The organism is Nonomuraea lactucae (assembly GCF_003313395.1).
GTDB lineage: Bacteria > Actinomycetota > Actinomycetes > Streptosporangiales > Streptosporangiaceae > Nonomuraea > Nonomuraea lactucae.
In genome coordinates, this window is the sequence record NZ_QNFZ01001059.1 from 12,844 (window position 1) to 31,334 (window position 18,491).

General features: G+C 68.2%; 14 protein-coding genes, 1 tRNA gene and 1 pseudogene. 7 read left to right on the forward strand and 9 right to left on the reverse strand.

What is annotated here, in order from left to right; translation table 11 throughout:
* Positions 1–2 precede the first annotated feature (2 nt).
* Genes DQW85_RS41715 through DQW85_RS41725 form a run of 3 tightly spaced genes read right to left on the reverse strand, consistent with a single transcriptional unit; the run spans position 3 to position 3,369 of the window.
* Positions 3–1,262, reverse strand: coding sequence for a glycosyltransferase family protein (locus DQW85_RS41715; protein WP_162795805.1), 1,260 nt, complete (start codon positions 1,260–1,262; stop codon positions 3–5).
* Entirely contained in the window at positions 1,253–2,002 is a 750-nt protein-coding gene (locus DQW85_RS41720) for an NTP transferase domain-containing protein (RefSeq protein WP_113705256.1), read from the reverse strand. The genes DQW85_RS41715 and DQW85_RS41720 overlap by 10 nt, the downstream gene beginning before the upstream one ends.
* Positions 1,999–3,369: an aminotransferase family protein gene (locus DQW85_RS41725; RefSeq protein ID WP_113705257.1), complete on the reverse strand. Its 1,371-nt coding sequence runs from the start codon at positions 3,367–3,369 to the stop codon at positions 1,999–2,001. Before DQW85_RS41725 ends, DQW85_RS41720 begins: the two co-directional genes overlap by 4 nt.
* A 396-nt stretch (positions 3,370–3,765) precedes the next feature.
* On the opposite strand from DQW85_RS41725, the gene DQW85_RS41730 reads away from it, so the two are divergent.
* The 4 genes and pseudogenes from DQW85_RS41730 to DQW85_RS48455 all read left to right on the forward strand — a co-directional run.
* Positions 3,766–5,166, forward strand: coding sequence for an NsdA family TPR-like regulatory protein (locus tag DQW85_RS41730; protein WP_113705258.1), 1,401 nt, complete (start codon positions 3,766–3,768; stop codon positions 5,164–5,166).
* A gap of 192 nt (positions 5,167–5,358) precedes the next feature.
* Entirely contained in the window at positions 5,359–7,155 is a 1,797-nt protein-coding gene (locus DQW85_RS41735; RefSeq protein ID WP_113705259.1) for a hypothetical protein, read from the forward strand.
* A 2-nt stretch (positions 7,156–7,157) separates the two neighbouring features.
* A complete protein-coding gene (locus DQW85_RS41740) occupies positions 7,158–7,898 on the forward strand; it encodes a hypothetical protein (RefSeq protein WP_113705260.1) in 741 nt (246 codons plus the stop codon).
* Between the two features lie 271 nt (positions 7,899–8,169).
* Positions 8,170–8,475 (forward strand): annotated as a pseudogene (locus DQW85_RS48455) (sensor histidine kinase); the annotation flags it as partial.
* Between the two features lie 136 nt (positions 8,476–8,611).
* Here DQW85_RS48455 and DQW85_RS41750 read toward each other — a convergent pair.
* The 6 genes from DQW85_RS41750 to DQW85_RS41775 all read right to left on the reverse strand — a co-directional run bounded on the left by DQW85_RS41750 (position 8,612) and on the right by DQW85_RS41775 (position 15,384).
* Complete coding sequence (locus DQW85_RS41750) at positions 8,612–9,064, reverse strand: hypothetical protein (protein WP_162795806.1); 453 nt, start codon at positions 9,062–9,064, stop codon at positions 8,612–8,614.
* Between the two features lie 422 nt (positions 9,065–9,486).
* A tRNA-Met gene (locus DQW85_RS41755) sits at positions 9,487–9,563 on the reverse strand.
* 66 nt (positions 9,564–9,629) lie between these two features.
* Positions 9,630–12,548, reverse strand: coding sequence for a UPF0182 family membrane protein (locus DQW85_RS41760; RefSeq protein WP_113705263.1), 2,919 nt, complete (start codon positions 12,546–12,548; stop codon positions 9,630–9,632).
* A 129-nt stretch (positions 12,549–12,677) separates the two neighbouring features.
* Positions 12,678–13,721 (reverse strand): YlbL family protein, encoded by a 1,044-nt coding sequence (locus DQW85_RS41765; protein WP_113705264.1) that lies wholly within the window; start codon positions 13,719–13,721, stop codon positions 12,678–12,680.
* Positions 13,722–13,731: 10 nt separating this feature from the next.
* Positions 13,732–14,157, reverse strand: coding sequence for a molybdenum cofactor biosynthesis protein MoaE (locus DQW85_RS41770; protein WP_113705265.1), 426 nt, complete (start codon positions 14,155–14,157; stop codon positions 13,732–13,734).
* A gap of 153 nt (positions 14,158–14,310) precedes the next feature.
* Positions 14,311–15,384 (reverse strand): NAD-dependent epimerase/dehydratase family protein, encoded by a 1,074-nt coding sequence (locus tag DQW85_RS41775; RefSeq protein ID WP_113705269.1) that lies wholly within the window; start codon positions 15,382–15,384, stop codon positions 14,311–14,313.
* Positions 15,385–15,514: 130 nt separating this feature from the next.
* Here DQW85_RS41775 and DQW85_RS41780 point away from each other — a divergent pair, with 130 nt between their 5' ends.
* From DQW85_RS41780 to DQW85_RS41790, 3 genes are all read left to right on the forward strand, one after another.
* A complete protein-coding gene (locus DQW85_RS41780; protein ID WP_113705266.1) occupies positions 15,515–16,720 on the forward strand; it encodes a zinc-dependent metalloprotease in 1,206 nt (401 codons plus the stop codon).
* Entirely contained in the window at positions 16,717–17,277 is a 561-nt protein-coding gene (locus tag DQW85_RS41785) for an NUDIX hydrolase (protein ID WP_113705267.1), read from the forward strand. The genes DQW85_RS41780 and DQW85_RS41785 overlap by 4 nt, the downstream gene beginning before the upstream one ends.
* 94 nt (positions 17,278–17,371) lie before the next feature.
* Positions 17,372–18,367 carry an endonuclease/exonuclease/phosphatase family protein gene (locus DQW85_RS41790; protein WP_240197775.1) on the forward strand — a complete coding sequence of 332 codons (996 nt, stop codon included), beginning with the start codon at positions 17,372–17,374 and terminating at the stop codon, positions 18,365–18,367.
* Positions 18,368–18,491: the final 124 nt, after the last annotated feature.

Here is an 18,491-nt window from a genome sequence, read left to right on the forward strand (position 1 = left end):
GGTCAGATGGGGTTCAGCGGGGTGGCGGTCAGCGTCGGACGTCGCCGGAGCAGCCCAGCCACCGCAGTCTTCTGACGCGGGCTTGCGGCGTCCAGCGCTCGGTTGCCCGCCCCCAGGAAAGCCAGGAGACTGGACACGTTGGCCTCGTAGGTGTGCGCAGGCCGGACGCGTTCGATGGCGGCCCGGCAGCGGTCGTATGCGGTCTGGTCGAACGCGAGCCTGTTCATCGCGTCGGTGACCTCCTGCGGGTCGCCGGTGTCGACCGCCAGTCCGATGCCGAGCTGGCGGACCCAGTCGCCGGATGCGCCGTGCGCGTCGATGACCACAGGCAGCCGGTACAAGAGCGCGTCGCGCAGCCGTAGCCGGTGGCAGGTGTGGTTCTCGGCGCCGTCGCGGCCCAGGCAGACGAGGACACGAGAGGACTTCACGACGCCGTCACGTGCAGTGTGCGGCAGTGGCTCGTCCGGATAAATCACTATGTCGCGAAGGTCGGGCCGGTTGACCTGTTCGAGGAGCCGATCGGCCTCCGCGATGTGCTGATCGACAGGCGGGCCGTAGAGGAACCGGATCCGGCCCGGCCGGCCGGCCGCGCGCATGTCACGCAGAGCCCGCAGCAGCACATTCGTGTCGTAGTAATTCCAAATCCCTCCGTTCCACACGAACTCGGTGGGCGTACAGGTGGGTGGCGCGGCATCGGCGATCTCCGCGGCGCGGGTGGTGAAGCCGATCGGCAGCAGGGTCAGCAAGTGTGAGAGAGCTCGCGAGCGGGCATGCTGAGCGGGGCTCAGCCGTCCGATCCCGACCAGCGTTCCCAGCATGCCTGCTCGTTCCACCGACGAACGCACCACGAAGTGGTCACTTGTCCATGCCTGTAGCAGGTAGCGCGCCACCAGGTCGTCGTAGAGTCCCTGGGGATCCGTCGACACCAGGATTCGGTGATAGTCCAGATGCTCGATCGGAGGGGAGTTCTCACTGATCAGGACCTTGCCCAGCTGATAGGCATGGAGCAGTACGCGCGCATCCGGCAGATCGGTTGTCAGCACCCCATCTGTCTGCGCGACGAGATGCGGCCAGCCGGTCTCGTCGAACAATCGCACCTGCACGCCCGGCCGCGACCACGAGGGATCCGATCCGGGGGGACACGCCATGATGACCTCGATGCCCTCATCGGCCAGGGTGTTGGCCAGCTCCCACAGCCGCAGGCCGATACCGCCGAGCATCTCCCCGACCGGATACGGACCGGTGAACATCGTCAGGCGCATGTCCCGTCCACCCTCGACCACAGACGATTCACCGCTGGCCACGTACCCAGGTCCAGGAAGCCTGGCACGATCACCACCGGAGCGTCGAACAGTGGACCAGCGGCGAAGCGTCCGTCTGGCAACCGGTGCTCAGTGGCGAGTTCCAACTGCGCGAGCACCTCATCGGCCGCCGTGTCACGGAAGCCGTATCCGAACCACACGGCGTTGAACAGTCCCGCTTCGGGACGATCTGGCTTGTCCGCGAGCCTCCGGATCCGTGGTGATGTCTGCTCGCCTGCCTGAACCGCCAGTGCTCCGTCCGCGGCGATGCGCACGGGGTCGTCCTCCCACGCCGCCAGGAAGCACGCGGGTTCGGTTGCCAGCAGCTTCGCCGCCTGCTCGACCGGATGGTCGCAGGCCGGGGTCAGCAGGAACTGGTCCGGTAGCAACACGATCGTGTACCTGCCCGTCCAGGGAAGGGCGGAGCGAACCGCGCCCGCCAGGCCGGGGGCATGGGCCCGTTGCCGGACGGCGGCGACCGGCAAGTCCGGGTATGTCGTGTGGACATGCTCGATCGTGGCCGCCCGGTCCGCGGCTACCACCAACACCACCGCCACGTTCAGTCCGTGGATGAGGTCGAGGACAGCGTCGAGCACCACCCGGCCATCGGGCGTGGGCAGCAACTCTTTGGCGAACGGCAGGCCCAGGCGGCTGCCGCGGCCGCCGCAGGGGACGACGACCGTGAGTCTCCGGTTGTTCATGCCCGGCCTCCTGTCCGGCTGCTGTCCGCGACGCTCGCGGTGATGGCTTCCGCGATCTGGGCGGCCTCGGCCTTCTTCAGAATCAACGGTGGCGCGAGCATCAGCGTCGGTCCTTGCTGGCGCACAAGCACTCCGTAGCCGCGACACAGCTCGGATACCGTCCTCGCCCGCGTTTCGCTGTCCAGCTCGACGCCCGCCAAGAGGCCGACCCCGCGTACCTGCCGGACCTCTGCCGCCCCCGTGAGCTCTCTTTGGAGCGCGCCGAGAAGCACCTCGCCCACCACCGTGGCGTTCGCCAGCAGTCCGTCGCGCTCGACGGTCGCGAGCACGGCCAGCGCGGCGGCGGCCGCGACGGCGTGTCCACCCGTGGTGAATCCGTGGCGCAGGCCGCCGAGCAGCGGGTCGCGGTGAAATGCCGCGTACACCGCCTGGGACGCGGTCACCGCCGCCAGTGGGGCGTAACCCGCCGTCAGCCCCTTGGAGGTCGTCACGATGTCGGGCGTGATCCCACAGTGCTGGTGTGCGAACCACACCCCGGTACGTCCCAGGCCGGTCATCACCTCGTCGACGATCAGCAGGATCCCGTGGTGGTCACAGATGCGGCCCGCCTCCTCCAGGTAGCCCGCCGGTAGCGGTACTATGCCGCCGACTCCGAGCACAGGCTCGACGATGAAGGCCGCGACGTTGTGTGGTCCCAGGTCTCGTATCGTCTCGTCCAGTGCTTCTGGCCCAGGCCCGGTGCATCGGGTGTGGTCGCGACCGGTTGCGCACGATGGACACCGGGGAGTTGCCACGCTGGCGAATCCGGCCGGCAACGGATCGAACCCCACCCGCACGCCCGGTAGCTGGGACATGGTGGAGGTGGCTAGGGTGCTCCCGTGGTAACCATCCGTCAGCGACAGCACGATCTGCCGTGAAGTCTCACCTCGCAACCCGTGAAACATCCTGGCGATCTTGATGGCTGTCTCGTTGGCCTCCGAACCCGAGTGGCAGAAGAACGTACGGGTCAGCGGGTCTCCCAGCAGCTCCGCGAGGCGCGCGGCCAGGAGCACCGGCGGTGGGGTCGACGCGCCGGTAAGTACGTACGTCATGAGCCGGCGGGCCTGTGTATGCATGGCATCGAGGATCTCGGTACGGCCGTAACCGAGGTTGGCGTTGAACATCCCACCTCGTGCATCCAAGTAGCGCCGGCCTCGTGCGTCGACGACCACGCACCCCTTCCCGCTGACGATCATCAGCGGGTCGTCCGGGTGCCGGGACGGGGTCCACGGGTGCCAAAGATGCTCCTCGTCCAGTCTGACCAGTTGCTCGAAGTCCAAGTCCTGGCTCAGGACGGGCTGCCGTGCCTCGACGGTGGAATCGTTCATCGGCCCCCTCCGCGAATCAACGTGGTGCCATCGACGATTACCGCCGTTCGTGGAGCAGTAAAGAGCGAGGCGCTCACACGTACGGCGTTGGGAGCAAGAAAGCCGCACATTTCCTTTGCGCATTGCTCTCATAGCGCTCGTCCTGCCTATGCCAGGTGGAGCTTCGACTCGCACAACTTGATAATCTTCTCGGCGCTATCCCACTGCCGGGAGGTGGTCAGCATGCGACCCGAGCAACACAGCCCATCGTGCGCCCGACGGCAACGCAAACGCCTCATTGACAGAGGCTGTTCTCTGGAGCTGGACAGTATCGAGTTCGACGACCTCGTGGCTGACATCACGGCCTGTTGCGGAGTACGGCCGTTGAAGGCGTATCGCCTCGCTCATGGATGGCGAGTGCAGCAGGCCGTCGACGCGGTCCACGCTCTTTGCCGCGAGGAAGGCCTGGGATTTTGCAAGCTCACCCGTGAGCAGCTCACGCACTTCGAAAATGGGCCGGGCCGGCCGGGGGAGCACTACCGCGATCTGCTCTGCAGGCTTTACCGCACCGGCCCCGTGCAGATGGGCTGGGTCGAGGACTATTCCGGGCGACCAGCGGCCTCGGTTTCGGCTGCCACCATTCGCCGGCCAGCAGCCCGTGCCCGGCCCCACACTCAGTCGGACGACAGGAGCGTGGTCGACGGCGGACGAGACACCATGCGCGAGGCCGTCCGCGCCGCCCTGCGCAGAGGGTATCCGAGGCTGGCGGTGAACGCGCTGGACCAACTTGACCTGCTACGACAGCACATGGACACCATCCTCACGTCATCCACCGTGAGCGCCGTCGCGCTCGACCGATGGGAGAACGCCGCCGAGGAGTACGGGCTCGCCTTCAAATACCGCCCGCCTCGCGAGATCCTCGACGACCTCGTATTGGACTTCGCCGACCTTCAACATCATGCGGCCTACCGACAGGCTATTGACAGTCAAATCCGCATCTGCCACATAAGCGCACGATTAGCCGCTCTTGTCGGCAACATCCTTACTGATCTTGGTCACCATCGGCACGCCCGTAACTGGTTCTCCACCGCGCAGGTCGCCGCCGACGAGACCGACGACCGGGCCCTCAAATGCTGGGTACGGGCCCGCGAGGCGATCGTCAGCCTCTACCATCACCGGCCGCCGCAGATCGCCATCACCTTGGCCACCGAAGCGCAATGGCGAGCTGGTCGGACGATGTGCGCCGGCGCCGCGATCGCGGCCGCCACCGAAGCACGTGGCTGGGCGCGGCTGGGTGACCGGGTCCGAACGCTCCACGCTCTGCACCGCGCTGAGCACATCGCCGGCAAGCTCGCCGGTGAGGCCCTGGCCAACTCCGCCTTCGGATATCCCACCAGGCAGCTCGCCTTCCACCGCGAAGCAGTTCTCACCCTGGTCGACCACCTGCCTCATGCGCAGGAGGCGCAGCGCGAAGCACTGGCGCTGTATCCGGCGACCGAGTACGTCAATCCGACGCTGATCCGCTTGGACGAAGCGGCATGCGTGATCAGGAGTGGAGACCGGGGCAGCGGCTATCAGAAGGCCATCGCCGATCTGCTGGCGGTGCCGCCCGGCTACCGGACGCCTCTCGTGCTGTCCCGGGCGTACGAGCTCAGCGAGATGGCGCCGCCGGAGCGGCACTCCGAGCCCACGCTGCGCGCGTACCGCGAGACGCTTGCGGAGCTGAGCGAAACGGACGCTCTGCCCCGCCCACCAGGCAGCGGTGGCACCCGGGGCCCCGGCGCGAGGCCGGCTCGAATGAGCCCTTGTTCTTTCTGATGTTTTTTGCCAATTTGGAGGTAGCCAGTAGGGCTCTGCTGAAATAACGAGGTTGTCGCAGCATTCAGCCGCACGGAAAGGCCGGGGCTCGGGGACCTAATAGCACCGTGTTGTGACCATGTGTTCCGTATTTCCGTTCCGGTACCGTTCTTCGAGCACTCCGTGCGCGGAGCAACCATGCCCTGGAGAATCATGGCCCTCACCGATAACTGCGACCTCTTCGTCGCCGTACACGAAACCGGGATCAACCGAGTTCTCGGGCACGTCATCCGGCAGCGGCCGTCACTGGTGAACTACGGCAGTCCCGCGGTGGTCCAGAATCCGGAACTCCTCTGCGCGAAGGTGCACGCGCATCCGGTGGTGCGGCAGCGTGACAACCCTTTGGTGTCCATCGGGCCGCCGCTCCCCGTGGTGCTCACCGGCGGCGCCTACCAGATGGAGTATGCCGTGCAGCTCACCCGTGCCGAGGTGGACGTCAGTCCCGGCACGATCGCCCTACCCGGCGAACTCAATCCGCACCTGAAGCCGCAACGGTTCGCGGTGCGGACCACGTTGTGCGCGGGGCTGGGCTGCCCGCCCGATGAGATCGTTGACCAGTTGCCCCGGCCTCAGCGAAGCCCCGGCCGAAGGCAGGGGGACCCAGTGAGGATCCTCACCTCGCGGCTGACCTGCTTCTGTCTGGACCTGTTCGCCATCGGTGGCGTCGACTTCATCGGAGCGGCCGGGGACCAGCGGCTCCTCGGCAAGCTCGACGGGCTGGAGATCGTCGACCTGGCCCCGGCCGAACTGGAGAACGCCGTCGAATGCTACCTGAGGTTCGTGGCGCGGCTGGGGGTGTTGCCGCGGCTGAGCGTACCAGTCATCCGCTTCACCAAGGATCTGCTCGGGCTGGCCACCGCCATTGTCGAGCCCACCCCCGAAAAGCCGACGGTTCCCAGCAATCCGGCGCTGGAAGACGATCAGATCAAGGTGTTCCTCGACCTCACAGTCACACCGTCATCCCCCGGTGGCGGTGGCGGATCATCGCCACCCGTCATTCCCGGCACACCGCGACCGAGGGTGCGTACCGGCGCCTTCGACGTCACGGCGGCGATGTCCGAACCCGCGACCCGCGACACCTTCGCGGTCGTACGGGACACCTTCTCCTTCGACACGTCTGGCAGCGCGGACTTCGGCCCGTTCTCCGTGAGCTACGCGGTCGCCGCTCACCTTGAGGACGGCACTCTGGACCTGCACGGCGACAACACGATGCGCGTCAGCGAACTGGACGTCAAGTTCGATACCTTGCGGCTCTGTTTCGGCATTGACATCCCTGAGATCTGCGTCGGCGGGTTCTGCATCATCCCCAACCCGTTCGGCGGCTGTCTCCTGCGGGCACCTCGCATCTGCGTCTTCAGCGACGATCCTGATATCGAGTTCTGCCTTGACATCGGCGGACTCATCACCTCCGAGATCTCCATGACGCTGACGCCGCTGACCAAGTACAGCGTGAATCCGTCCCGCTCCCCCGCCATGAACGACTGGGACGCCCGGGATGCCGGGATACCGAACCACTGGCAGCTCTACATTGATCCAGTGACCCTTGACGTCGACCTCTTCGACATCGCCGACATCGTCGGCGATCTCTTGGAGGCCGCGGTCGACGCCGCCATCGACACGCTGCTCGGCCCGCTGCCCGGCTGGGCCAAGGATCTGATCAAGGCGCTGCTCGGCCCCGTAATCGACGTGGTACGGGCGATCCTGGACTTCGGTGACGACCTGGAAGAGTGGCTCTCCGACCTGCTGGGTGTCAGCCTGGGATTGTTCGACCTGATCCTGACGGCGATCGCGGACTACCTCGCCGAGGATCATCCGCTGTTCGAGGTGGAGGATCCCTTGCAGATCCTGCCGGCCGACGGGGCACTCATCCCGGTCCTCCTCCCGGTGGAGTTCGTCGGCACACGTGTCACCGACGACGAAGTCGTCGTCGAAGCCGATATCGGAGGATGAGCATGAAACCCATCGTTGTGAACAGGGCTGTGCTAGAACAGACGAGCTTCGACAGCGCCACACCGGCTGGCACCTCCGTCACGGTCCACCGGTTCGATCAGGACGGCCGATTCGAGGTCGCCGTGCTCCGCGACGATGCCATGGTCGACCGGATGTGGCTCACCGTGACAGGTAGCCAGGAGCCCCGGCCAGACCAGGCCGCCACGGCCCGGCATGCCGGCGAGGTCGTCGCGGGAATCACCGTAGATCTGGCTGCGATCCCTGGCCGCCACCCCGATGAACGGAGGCTGGACACACGCATAAGCGGATACGTGGCATTTACCTCGTCCGCCCACCAGTCGCACCACCGGGTGGTCGTCACCCGGGAAGGCGAGCAGAGGCCTGAGTTCGACAGTAACCTGCTGCGCAACGGCGACCTCTTCGCGGCGACACTGATCCGCCCCGGCCGGTACGTTGCCACCAACACGGCCACGGGCGCCCAGGCGGAGATACGGGTTGGCTACCCTCAGATCGGCCGAACACCTTACGTGCCGCCCGAGCCGCATACCGTTGAGTCCGGACGGGGATTCAGCGAGGACCGGATCACGCTCGCTCCGGCCCAAGGCATCGTTTTCCACATCTCCGCCGACTCGCATATCACGATCGACCTGGTCGAGCCTGACAACGGACCGTCTCCGGGGCCCCGCCCGAAGGCCCGCTGGTTCAAGCCTCAGCGGCCTGAGTCCACGCAAGCCCAGGGATAGGCGGATCAGCGCGCCTGGATGCGCCATGGATCCGCCGAGTCGCTGGAACCCGGCGGATCAACACTGCGGGCAGGGCGTGGATGATGAGTGGCCGAGCCGCTCCAGCGCCAGGCGCCACGGACAGTCGTCGGTCCGGTGGCGCCGGAACCTCGGAGCGTGGGGGGCGACCTCTCCGGCCCCGAGCAGCACGCGGACGCCTACGCCCACAGCGCCTCGCAACCTGACCGCGCTGCGCGAGCTCGCCCTGCTTGGGTGGCGGGCAAGGTGGACCAACGCGGTCCGCTACAGCCCGCCGGGCGAGAACGCGCTGATCACCGCGAGCTGGTACGGCGACCAGGTCGAGATCCGGGTGATCGATCGCGGGCCGGGCGTCCCCGCCGAGGCGGTCGAGCGGTTGTTCGTGCCGTTCCAGCGGCTCGGCGACCGCGACAACCACGCGGGCGTCGGCCTCGGCCTCGCGCTCTCCCGAGGGCTGACCGAAGCGATGGGCGGCACGCTCACCCCCGAGGAGACACCGGGCGGCGGCCTCACGATGATCGTGAAGCTGCCCATCTCCGCCCGGGCCATGACGGCCTGAGCGGGACCTGTGTTTCCGGCTGTCAATGCACGCATGACCACGCGCTATATCCGCTGAGGGAAAGCGTGAAAAGGGCCCTCCAGGACAATCTCCCGGAGGGCCTTCCGTCTGGTATCGGAGCCTTTCGCGAACCTTACTAAAAGACGTCGTGCCCGCCGTCGCAGTGCTTGCCGAGCTTGCCGGCGTCGCACACGCGGAGGTCGAAGTCGTGCTTGATGCGGATGGGCGCGAAGTACTTCTTGCCGCTCACCACCTTGTGGGTCTCCAGGTGCTTGTCGCCGAACTTGTCGAAGTACCGGAACCGGACGTAGGTGTAGTCCTGGGGCTTGGGCTTGCCGTCCCACAGGAAGCCGGTGAAGTAGTAGTGGCCACCCTGCTTGTACACCTTGCCCTCGAAGTAGCCCTCCTTGTTGGGGGACCAGTACTTGAAGTGCCTCGTCCACGTGGTCGACGTCTGGGCGGCCGAGGACGCGGCCACCTCGGTGGCGGCGGGCGCGGCGACCGACGCCTGGGCGGGCGCGGCGGCGAGACCGACGGCCATGGAGCCGGCCAGTGCGACGCCGGCGGCAAGCATACGAATGTTACCCACAGTGTTCTCCCCGTCGGGCTGTATCACTTAGCGGTCAGGACTGCTCCGAGCGGCCCTTCCCTCCGAACACCCATCACGTTAGGGACATCCAGCCCGGACTTCTGCGAAGAAATACGCATATGGATCACTTTCCAGCCCGACGAGGGCCGGCCGCTCCCGGCGATCGTCATCACGGAGGGTGACGTTCGCCCCACCCGCACAACGGCGTACCTGGACACCGGTGATCGGATCGGGCGCACCTTCCGGACCTACGCGCGTCGCTCCACCGGGAAAGGACCGCGTATCGCGTCTGATCCTCGGTCGGGGGACGGCCCGCGAGCGCCCTTAACGGTCTCGAGAATCGCGCGCAGGTGGTGAGAGGGCTTGATTTACCCGGGCACGTAAAAGGCCCTTCGGGATAATCTCCCGAAGGGCCTTTTACCTGGTAGCGGGGGCAGGATTTGAACCTGCGACCTCTGGGTTATGAGCCCAGCGAGCTACCGAACTGCTCCACCCCGCGTCGGTGTGTGTCTAAAGACTATCCGGCTCGCGGGGCAGTGGCAAATCGAATCGGCTGTGTGCCGCCCTACGGCGTCGACGTGGGTGACGGCGACGGAGACCCGCTGGATGTGGGTGTCGGGGAGGGTGACGGGGACGGGCTCGTCGTGGCGGTGGGCGCCTGGGCCCCGAGGCCCTGCAGGGTCCTCAGGGCGTCGTCCAGGCGCTTCTGTGCCTTGCCGTACTCCTCCCAGTTGGGCGGGCTGGCCTTCAGGGCGTTCTGGGCATCCTGGTAGGCCTTCTGGGCCGCGGTGATGGCCTGGGTCAGCGCGGTGCTCTGCTGGTTGGGCTGGGTCTGCTGGTTGGGCTGGTTCTGCGGCGTCTGCTGGGTCTCGCCGAAGACCTGCCGGAGCGCGTCTTCGAGCTTGTCGCCCGAGCCCACCTTGTTGCCGAACGCCACCAGGACCCGCCTGAGGATCGGGTAGGGCTCCTGGCCGGTGCCGGCCCTGGTCTGGACGTAGACGGGCTCGATGTAGATGAGGCCGCCCGCGTAGGGCAGGGTCAGCAGGTTTCCGTATCTGACGTTGGCCTGGCCCAGGCCGAGCGGGCCCAGCTCGCCGGAGAACTTGTTCTGGAAGTTGTTCTGGGCCTGCCCGGGGCCGGGGATGGCGGTGTTGGATGGCATGCGCAGGATGCGCAGCTTGCCGTAGTCGTCACCGACGGTCGAGCCGGCCGCCATGAAGGCCGCCAGGTTGGGGCCCTCCCTCGGCACGAACGTCGTGGTCAGCGAGAACGACGGCTTGGCGTTGTCCACCGGCATCGTGGCCGTCAGGAAGTAGGGCGGCTGCTTGACCTGCTGGTTGCCCTGCGACGGGTCGCTCGGGACGTTCCAGAAGTCCTGGCCGCTGTAGAAGGCCGCCGCGTTGGTGATGTGGTAGCGCGACAGCGTGTGGCGCTGCACCTTGAACAGGTCCTCGGGGTAGCGCACGTGGGCCTGCAGGTCGGCGCTCATCTCGGAGGCCGGGCGGATGACGCCGGGGAAGGCCCTGCTCCAGGTCTTGAGCACCGGGTCCTGCTCGTCCCAGCCGTAGAGCGTGACCGTGCCGTCGTAGGCGTCGACCGTGGCCTTCACCGAGTTGCGGATGTAATTGATCTTGTCTCGGGGCTGCTGGGCGACCACGCGGCGGTCGGTGGCCAGGTCGCGGGTCATGTCGCCCAGGCTCTCGCTCTGCGCGTACGGGTATTCGTTCGAGGTGGTGTAGCCGTCGACGATCCACGTGATGCGCCCGTCGACGATCGCCGGGTAGGGGTTGCCGTCGAGGGTCAGGAACGGCGCCACCTTCTCGATCCGGTCGCGCGGGTTGCGCACGTACAGGATCTTGGAGTTGTCGTTGATGTCACCCGACAGCAGGATGTTCTTCTCGCCGTACTTGGCCGCGTAGACCAGCCGGTTGACGAACGAGCCGACCGGGACGCCGCCCTTGCCGGTGTAGGTGGTGTTCTTCTGCCCGGTGCCGCCCGTCTCCGGGTAGTCGAGCTCCTGCGGGTTGCCGGGGTTGCCCCCGGCGATGACGTACTCGTTGAGGGCGGGGCTCTCACCGAAGTAGACGCGCGGCTCCGACAGCTTGGTCGAGGTGGCCAGCGGGCCGGTGACCGGCATGTCCTTGGCGTCGTAGTCGGGCAGGCCGCCCGAGTCGACCTCGTTGCCCGGCGCGGCGACGAAGCCGTAGCCGTGGGTGTAGACCAGGGCCTGGTTGATCCAGTTGCTCTGGGCCTGTGGCGGGCCGAGAAGCTCGCGGACGCCCACCACGTGGTCGAGGAGCTTGCCGTTGCCGTCGTTGTAGCGGTCGACGTCGAGCTGCTCGGAGAAGCCGTAGAAGCCCCGGATGCGCTGGGTCTGCTCGAACGTCGAGGAGACCAGCGCGGGGTCGAGCAGGCGCACACCCGTAACGGAGGCGTCGCCGTCGGTCTTGACCTTGGTCGGGTCGGCCTGGGCCTCGTACGGCAGTATCTCGGTCTTGTCGACGCCGAACGCCTCGCGGGTGGCCTTGATGTTGCGGTCGATGTAGGCCGCTTCCTTCAACTGCTGGTTGGGCTTGACCTGGAACTGCTCGACCAGCGCCGGGTAGACACCGCCGATCAGCACGGCCGACAGCACGAGCAGGCCGAAGGACACCCCGGGCAGCATGCCGCCGGGCCGGATGACGCCCGCGAAGAACAGCACGGCGCAGATCAGCGCGATGATCGCGAGAATGCTCTTGGCCGGGAGCACCGCGTTGACGTCGGTGTAGGACGCCCCGTTGACGAAGCCGCGGTCGGAGAAGACCAGGCCGTAGCGGTCGATCCAGTAGGCGACGGCCTTCAGCAGCACGAAGACGCCGAGCAGCACCGACAGGTGGGCCCGCGCGGCCCGTGAGGCGTGCACGCCGGGCGACAGCAGCCGGAACCCGCCGTACAGGTAGTGCGTGATCGCCGCCAGCAGGATCGAGATGATCACGGCGGTGAACAGGAAGTTCAGCACCATCCGGATGAACGGGTAGTCGAACATGAAGAACGAGATGTCGATCTGGAACTGCGCGTCCTTCTTGCCGAACGGCTGCCCGTTGACGTACTGCAGCCACGTCTTCCACTGACCGCCGGACGAGGAGCCCGCGAACAGCGCGAGCATGCCCATGCCGACGATGAAGATCAACTTACGGTGCGGGTCGAGCGCCATCCGATAGCGGTCGGCCCCGCTGGCGCCGCCGAACATGGCGGGCCCGAACGTCGGCTTCATCCGGTAGGCCAGCAGCATGTTGCCGCCGACGATGCCCACCATCAGCGCCGCCCCCAGCACGAACAGCACCACCTGGGTCAGCAGCACGCTCGAGAAGACCGAGGTGTAGTCGACCGAGTCGAACCACAGGTAGTCGGTGTAGATGCCGGAGAAAAGGAAGAACAAGGCCACGATCGCCACCAGCGCGATCGCGACAGGCAGAAGCAGTCTCGGTCGGCGGGGCAAGCGCATCGCCCGGCCGGCTCCTGGGGTCCGGAAGCTCAATGCCAACCCCTCGTCGTGATGAACAAACGGTCCGTGTCTGGCAACCTACACCGCGGCGCCAGCCCTACGACTAACGTACGGCGGACGGCGGAAGTTTCATCCCGCGCACGACTGCACGGCTCCCTTGCCGGTGCGCAGAGCGTCGAGCGCCAGCACCGCTCCGTGCAGCGTCTCGGCCTTGACCAGCCGCAACCCCTCGGGCACGGCCTTCACGGCCTCGGCGCAGTTGTCGGCCGGCGTGAGGAACACGGTGGCGCCGGACTTGCGGGCGCCCACCATCTTCTGGGCGATGCCGCCGATCGGGCCGACCGTGCCCTTCTGGTCGATGGTGCCGGTGCCCGCGATGTGCTTGCCGCCGGTCAGCTCGCCCGGCGTGAGCTTGTCCAGGATGCCGAGCGAGAACATCAGCCCGGCGCTGGGCCCGCCCACGTCGCCCACGTTGATGTCGACGTCGAACGGGAACTTGTACTTCTCCTGCATGACCATGCCCACGACCGTCTTGCCGCCGGCTCCGCCCACCGTCGGGACGGTGACGTCGAGCCTGCCCTTGCCCCTGGTGACGTTGAAGGTCACGCTGTCACCGGGCTTGAGCGCCTTGACCGCGGCGGCGACGCCCTCGACGTCGGCCGCCCGCTTGCCGTTGACCGCGTTGACCTCGTCGCCCTTGAGCAGCTTGCCGTCGGCCGGCTTGCCCTTGTCGGTGGACACGACCGAGACGACGGTCTCGTAGGGGATCTTGAGCTCCGTCAGCGCCGCGGCGGTCGCGAAGTCCTGGGAGTTGGTCATCTCGACGGAGTTCTCCCGCTCGACCTCCTTCTGCGAGCGGGTGTCGGGGAAGATCGTCTCCTCCGGCACGACGGCCACGCTCGGGTCGATCCAGCCGCGCAGCGCGGTCAGCAGGTCGATCCGGCTGCTCGGCCCGCCCTGGTAGGCCACCGTGACCAGGCTCAGCGCGCCGCTCGTGGGGTAGGTCTGACGCCCGCTGATCGTGATCACGGGCTTCTTGTCGACGTCGCCGATCGTGTTCTCGGTCGGGCCGGGGCTCAGCACGACGTACGGCACCTTCATGAGCGCCCCCACGATGCCGAGAGAGAGCACGAGGAAGCCCGCAACCAGCAGGGTCAAGGCGCGTCGTGACATGAAGATGAGCTTATTCGCAGGCGCCGACCCACTCGGACGACCCGTCGGCGAACACCTGGTGCTTCCAGATCGGCACCTCGGCCTTGAGATCGTCGATCAGCCTGCGCGAGGCCCTGAACGCCTCGTCCCGGTGCGGGCAGGCCACCGCGACGATGACCGCGATGTCGCCGAGCTCCAGGTCGCCGACCCGGTGCACGGCGGCGAGCGCGGTGACGGGGAAGTCGGCCGCCACCTTCTCGGCCACCCTGCGCAGCTCGTCGGCGGCGGAGGGGTGGGCGGAGTACGACAGCCGGGTCACCGGCTTGCCGTGGTCCTGCTCGCGTACGGAGCCCACGAAGATCGTGGTGCCGCCCGCGGCGTGATCGCCGACGGCGGCCAGCACCTCGTCCACGGAGAGCGAAGTGTCACGTATGCCGAGCAACCGGATGACGTCCACGTAAAGAGCCTACCGACATCCCGAGGAGCGCCGCCCGCACATTGGCGCCGCTTTCTTGCGGGACGCAGGAGTCTCGACGCGGGGGGCTCACTGGCGCGGCATCTTGCGGACACAGGGACCTCACTGGCGCCGCTTCTTGCGGACACAGGGACCTCACTGGCGCCGCTTCTTGCGGACCTGGCGGACGATGGCCGCCGTGCCGATGACGGCGACGGTCGCGCCGGCGGCCGTCAGCGTGGCCTCCCTGACCGGCAGGCGCCTGCCCACCACGGTCGTCCTCTTCTCGCGCAGCTCCAGCAACTGCCCGAACGCCGCCTCGTTGGTCCAGGCAGGCTTCCACCCGGCCTCGCGCAGGCTCGCGCAGTCGACCACCCACGGGTAGACGACGTAGTGCAGGTCGGTCGCCGGAGCGGGCGTGATGCCGAGCCGGTGCAGGCGCTGGGCCGTGCCGAACGTCAGCCCGGCGGGCAGCTCGAACCGCCGCAGGCCGGACATCTCCTCGACCTGCTCCTGCTCCAGCCACCCGTCGGAGCCGACCCCGACCACACCGGTCACCACGCCCCGCGCGGCCAGCTCAAGCGCCGAGACCAGGTCGTCCACGTGGCAGAACTGCCAGCGCGGCGAGCATCCCTTGACGGTCAGCAGCCTGGGCGACTCGAAGTGACGGGTGATGACCGTGTCGATCCCCGGGCCCACGACCGCCGCGGGACGCAGCACGGTCACCTCCAGCCCCGGATGGCTGCGCAGCGACCGGCGCACCAGCGCCTCGATCTCCAGGTAGTCGCCCACGACCCCGGTGTCGGGCTCGGCCGCCACCGGGGAGTTCTCGGGCAGCGGCACGTCGTTCTCGGGCGCCGCGCCGTACACCATCGCGCTCGTGACGACCACCACCCGCCGCACGCGCGCCGCCGCGCAGGCGGTGAGGACGGTCTGCGCCGCTCTCAGGTTGTACGCGCGGCGCTCCCGCGGGTCGGAGTCGATCGCGTAGTCACCGGCCAGATGGACCAGGACGTCGATGTCGGAGATGCGGTTCGCCAAGAGCGGATCCCGTACGTCGACCACTCTCCACGTGGCCTCCTGGACATCGCCGCGCTCCTCGTCAATGGCCACCACCCTGCGGAAATCCGCGGTGGTTACGAGCCTTGCGAGCAGCTCGCGGCCCAGCCCCGAGGCCGCGCCGGTGATGGCGACGACTGGTTGGCGCGGGCGTTTCGAGGTAGGCACCAGGTCCTCACTTTGCACTGATCCGCCGTGGGACGACTAACGTGGCGGATGTGGACTCCTCCATCCTGCACGAGGTAGAGCGGTGACTGACCTGCCAGGTCGCGAAAACGACCCCAACGAAAACCCGTTCGCCATGTTCGGCGACCCTGAGCAGATGGCTCAGGCGATGCGCCAGTTCGCCGACATGCTGTCGGCGCCGCAGGGTTCAGGCCCTGTCAACTGGGACATGGCCAAGAACATCGCCCGCCACGCCGTCGCCGCGGAGGGCGATCCCAGCGTCATGGAGGGCGAGCGCCGCCAGATCGTCGAGGCGCTGCGCCTGGCCGACCTGTGGCTCGACGAGGCCACCGCGCTGCCCAGCGGGGTCACCTCACCCGAGGCATGGAGCCGGTCCGAATGGATCGAGAACACGATTCCCGTGTGGCGCAAGCTCTGCGAACCGGTCGCCGAGCGCATGGTCGACACCATGGGCGGCGCGATCGGCGGGGTGGGCCTGCCTCCCGAGGCGCAGCAGGTGGCCGGGCCGCTCATGGGCATGCTCAAGCAGATGGGCGGCATGATGGTCGGCCAGCAGATCGGCCAGGCCCTCGGCTCCCTCGCCCGCGAGGTCATCGGCACCACCGACATCGGCCTGCCGCTGTCCGACACCGCGGCGCTGCTGCCCGGCGGCATCGCCTCGTTCAGCCAGGGCCTGGAGCAGCCCTCCGACGAGATCAGGCTCTACCTGGCGCTGCGGGAGGCCGCGCACCACCGGCTCTTCCAGCACGTGCCGTGGCTGCGCTCCCACCTGCTGGGCGCCGTCGAGGAGTACGCCAGGGGCATCACGGTCGACACCTCGGCCCTGGAGGAGCAGATCCGCGGGCTCGACATCGGCAACGTGGAGGCCATCCAGGAGGTGCTCAGCAACGGCGCCCTGCTCAAGCCTGAGGAGACCGAGCGGCAGAAGGCCGCCCTGGTCCGCCTTGAGACCGCGCTCGCCCTCGTAGAGGGCTGGGTGGCCACGGTGGTCGACCAGGCCGCGGCGGGCAAGCTGCCGTCCGCGGGCGCCCTGGCCGAGACCGTACGACGGCGCCGCGCCACGGGCGGCCCCGCCGAGCTGACCTTCGGCACGCTGGTGGGCCTGGAGCTGCGGCCCCGCAGGCTGCGCGAGGCGGCGGCGCTCTGGCGGGCCGTGATGCAGGCGCGCGGGGTCGACGGGCGCGACGCGCTCTGGGCGCACCCCGACCTCATGCCGACGGCAGACGACCTCGACGATCCGGAGGCGTTCGTCCGGGGCGACTCCACGTGGGACATCTCACAGCTGGAGTCCAAGCCGGACGACGAGGGCGACAAGAGTTGAGCCTGCACCGCGACGCGGTGGCTGTGCTGTCCGGCTGGACCGCGCCGACCGCCGAGGAGGAGCTGCTGCGTGCCCGGTTCCTCGACCACCTGCGGTCGCACGACGACGCGATGCTGCGAGAGTGCGTGCCCGGCCATCTGACCGCGACCACGGCCGTCCTGTCGCACGACGGCGCCCGGGTGCTGCTGACCCTGCACCCCAAGGCCGGGATGTGGCTGCCCATGGGCGGCCACTGCGAGCCCTCCGACCTGTCGCTCGCCGAGGTCGCGCTGCGCGAGGCCATGGAGGAGTCGGGGATCCCAGGCCTGGAGCTGCTGCCCGGACCGCTCGCGCTGGACCGCCACCAGGTCTGGTGCCATCCGCCGCACAGCTGGCACCTCGACGTCGAATACGCGGCCGTCGCGCCCGCCGGAGCCGAGGCCGTGATCAGCGACGAGTCACTCGACCTGCGCTGGTTCCCGGTCGACGAGATCCCCGAGCTGTCCGACGAGGCCACCCGGCGCCTGGCCGCACGTGGCCGGGCGATGCTCATGTCAGGTTCACGCGCCTCCGGCTAGAGTCCGTACCGTTCCAGGACGACTTCTCCGTGAGGACTTCTCCGTGAGGACTACTCGGGGAGGACTACTCGGGGAGGGGCCAAGAGGGGGGCACGTGGACATCTCTGCCGAGAGCCCGGTCGGAGGCACGATCGTGACCCCCGCACGGCGGCGGCGCAAGGGCGCCGGGGCGGCGCTGACCTGGATGGCCGTCACGCCGTTCGCGGCCTGGGCCGTGGCCAGGGTGGCGGGGCTGGAACGCGGTTCGCTGCCCACGCAGCTCATGACCGCCACGCCGTACGCGGCGGCGGGCTCGCTGGTCCCTCTCCTGATCGCCGCGATCGGCCGCAAACGGGCCGCGACCGCGGTCGCGCTGCTCACGACCACGGCCCTCGGCTTCAGCGTGCTCCCGCGGGCCCTCGGCGGCGCCGACGCCACGGCCGGCAGGCCGCTCAGAGTGCTCACCATCAACCTGCTGTTCGGCAAGGCTGACGCGCGGCACGTCGTCGACCTGGTCCGCCGCCTCGACCCTGACGTGCTCAGCACCCAGGAGCTGACCACCGGCGCGGTCGACGAACTCGACGCGCTCGGACTGAAGACCCTGATGCCCCACCGGGTGCTCCAGGACGAGTGGAACGCCTCCGGGAGCGGGCTCTACTCCAAGCACCCCCTCCAGCCGCTTCCCGAGCTCATGCCGCAGATCGGGCACAACATGCCCGCGGCCAGGATCTCGCTGCCGGGCGGCAAACCGATCGAGTTCGTGGACGTTCACCCGCACCCGCCGATGGGGCCAGGCTTGACGACCTGGCACCGGGCGCTGGAGGCGCTGCCGCCCGCGTCGGAGGACGCCGTCCGCGTCCTGGCCGGCGACTTCAACGCCTCGCTCGACCACGCGCCGCTGCGGCGGGTGCTGTCGCGCGGCTACAAGGACGCCGCCGACCAGGTGGGCGCCGGGCTGATCCCGACCTGGCCCGCGAACAGGCGGGTGCCGCCGATCATCACCATCGACCACGTGCTGGTGGACCGGCGGGTGGGCGTGAAGGACGTCAACGTGATCACGGTCCCCGGCACCGACCACCGCGCGGTATTCGCCACCCTCACCGTGCCGTAGCCGGCGAGGCGTACGCACGGGGGCCGCACCGGCACGGCGGAGCCGGCGCCGCCGGGCGGGCCGTTGGACGGCCGGCCCCGTGGAGGCCCTCTTGGCCGGCCCCGTGGAGGCCGGCCAAGAGGGC

What these genes read in the sequence shown, in the direction of transcription:
- DQW85_RS41735 (WP_113705259.1), top strand. Translation starts at nt 5,359, where the DNA reads ATGGCCCTCACCGATAACTGCGACCTCTTCGTCGCCGTACACGAAACC.
- DQW85_RS41765 (WP_113705264.1), bottom strand. Translation starts at nt 13,721, where the DNA reads ATGTCACGACGCGCCTTGACCCTGCTGGTTGCGGGCTTCCTCGTGCTC.
- DQW85_RS41760 (WP_113705263.1), bottom strand. Translation starts at nt 12,548, where the DNA reads ATGCGCTTGCCCCGCCGACCGAGACTGCTTCTGCCTGTCGCGATCGCG.
- DQW85_RS41780 (WP_113705266.1), top strand. Translation starts at nt 15,515, where the DNA reads ATGTTCGGCGACCCTGAGCAGATGGCTCAGGCGATGCGCCAGTTCGCC.
- DQW85_RS41725 (WP_113705257.1), bottom strand. Translation starts at nt 3,369, where the DNA reads ATGAACGATTCCACCGTCGAGGCACGGCAGCCCGTCCTGAGCCAGGAC.
- DQW85_RS41715 (WP_162795805.1), bottom strand. Translation starts at nt 1,262, where the DNA reads ATGCGCCTGACGATGTTCACCGGTCCGTATCCGGTCGGGGAGATGCTC.
- DQW85_RS41720 (WP_113705256.1), bottom strand. Translation starts at nt 2,002, where the DNA reads ATGAACAACCGGAGACTCACGGTCGTCGTCCCCTGCGGCGGCCGCGGC.
- DQW85_RS41740 (WP_113705260.1), top strand. Translation starts at nt 7,158, where the DNA reads ATGAAACCCATCGTTGTGAACAGGGCTGTGCTAGAACAGACGAGCTTC.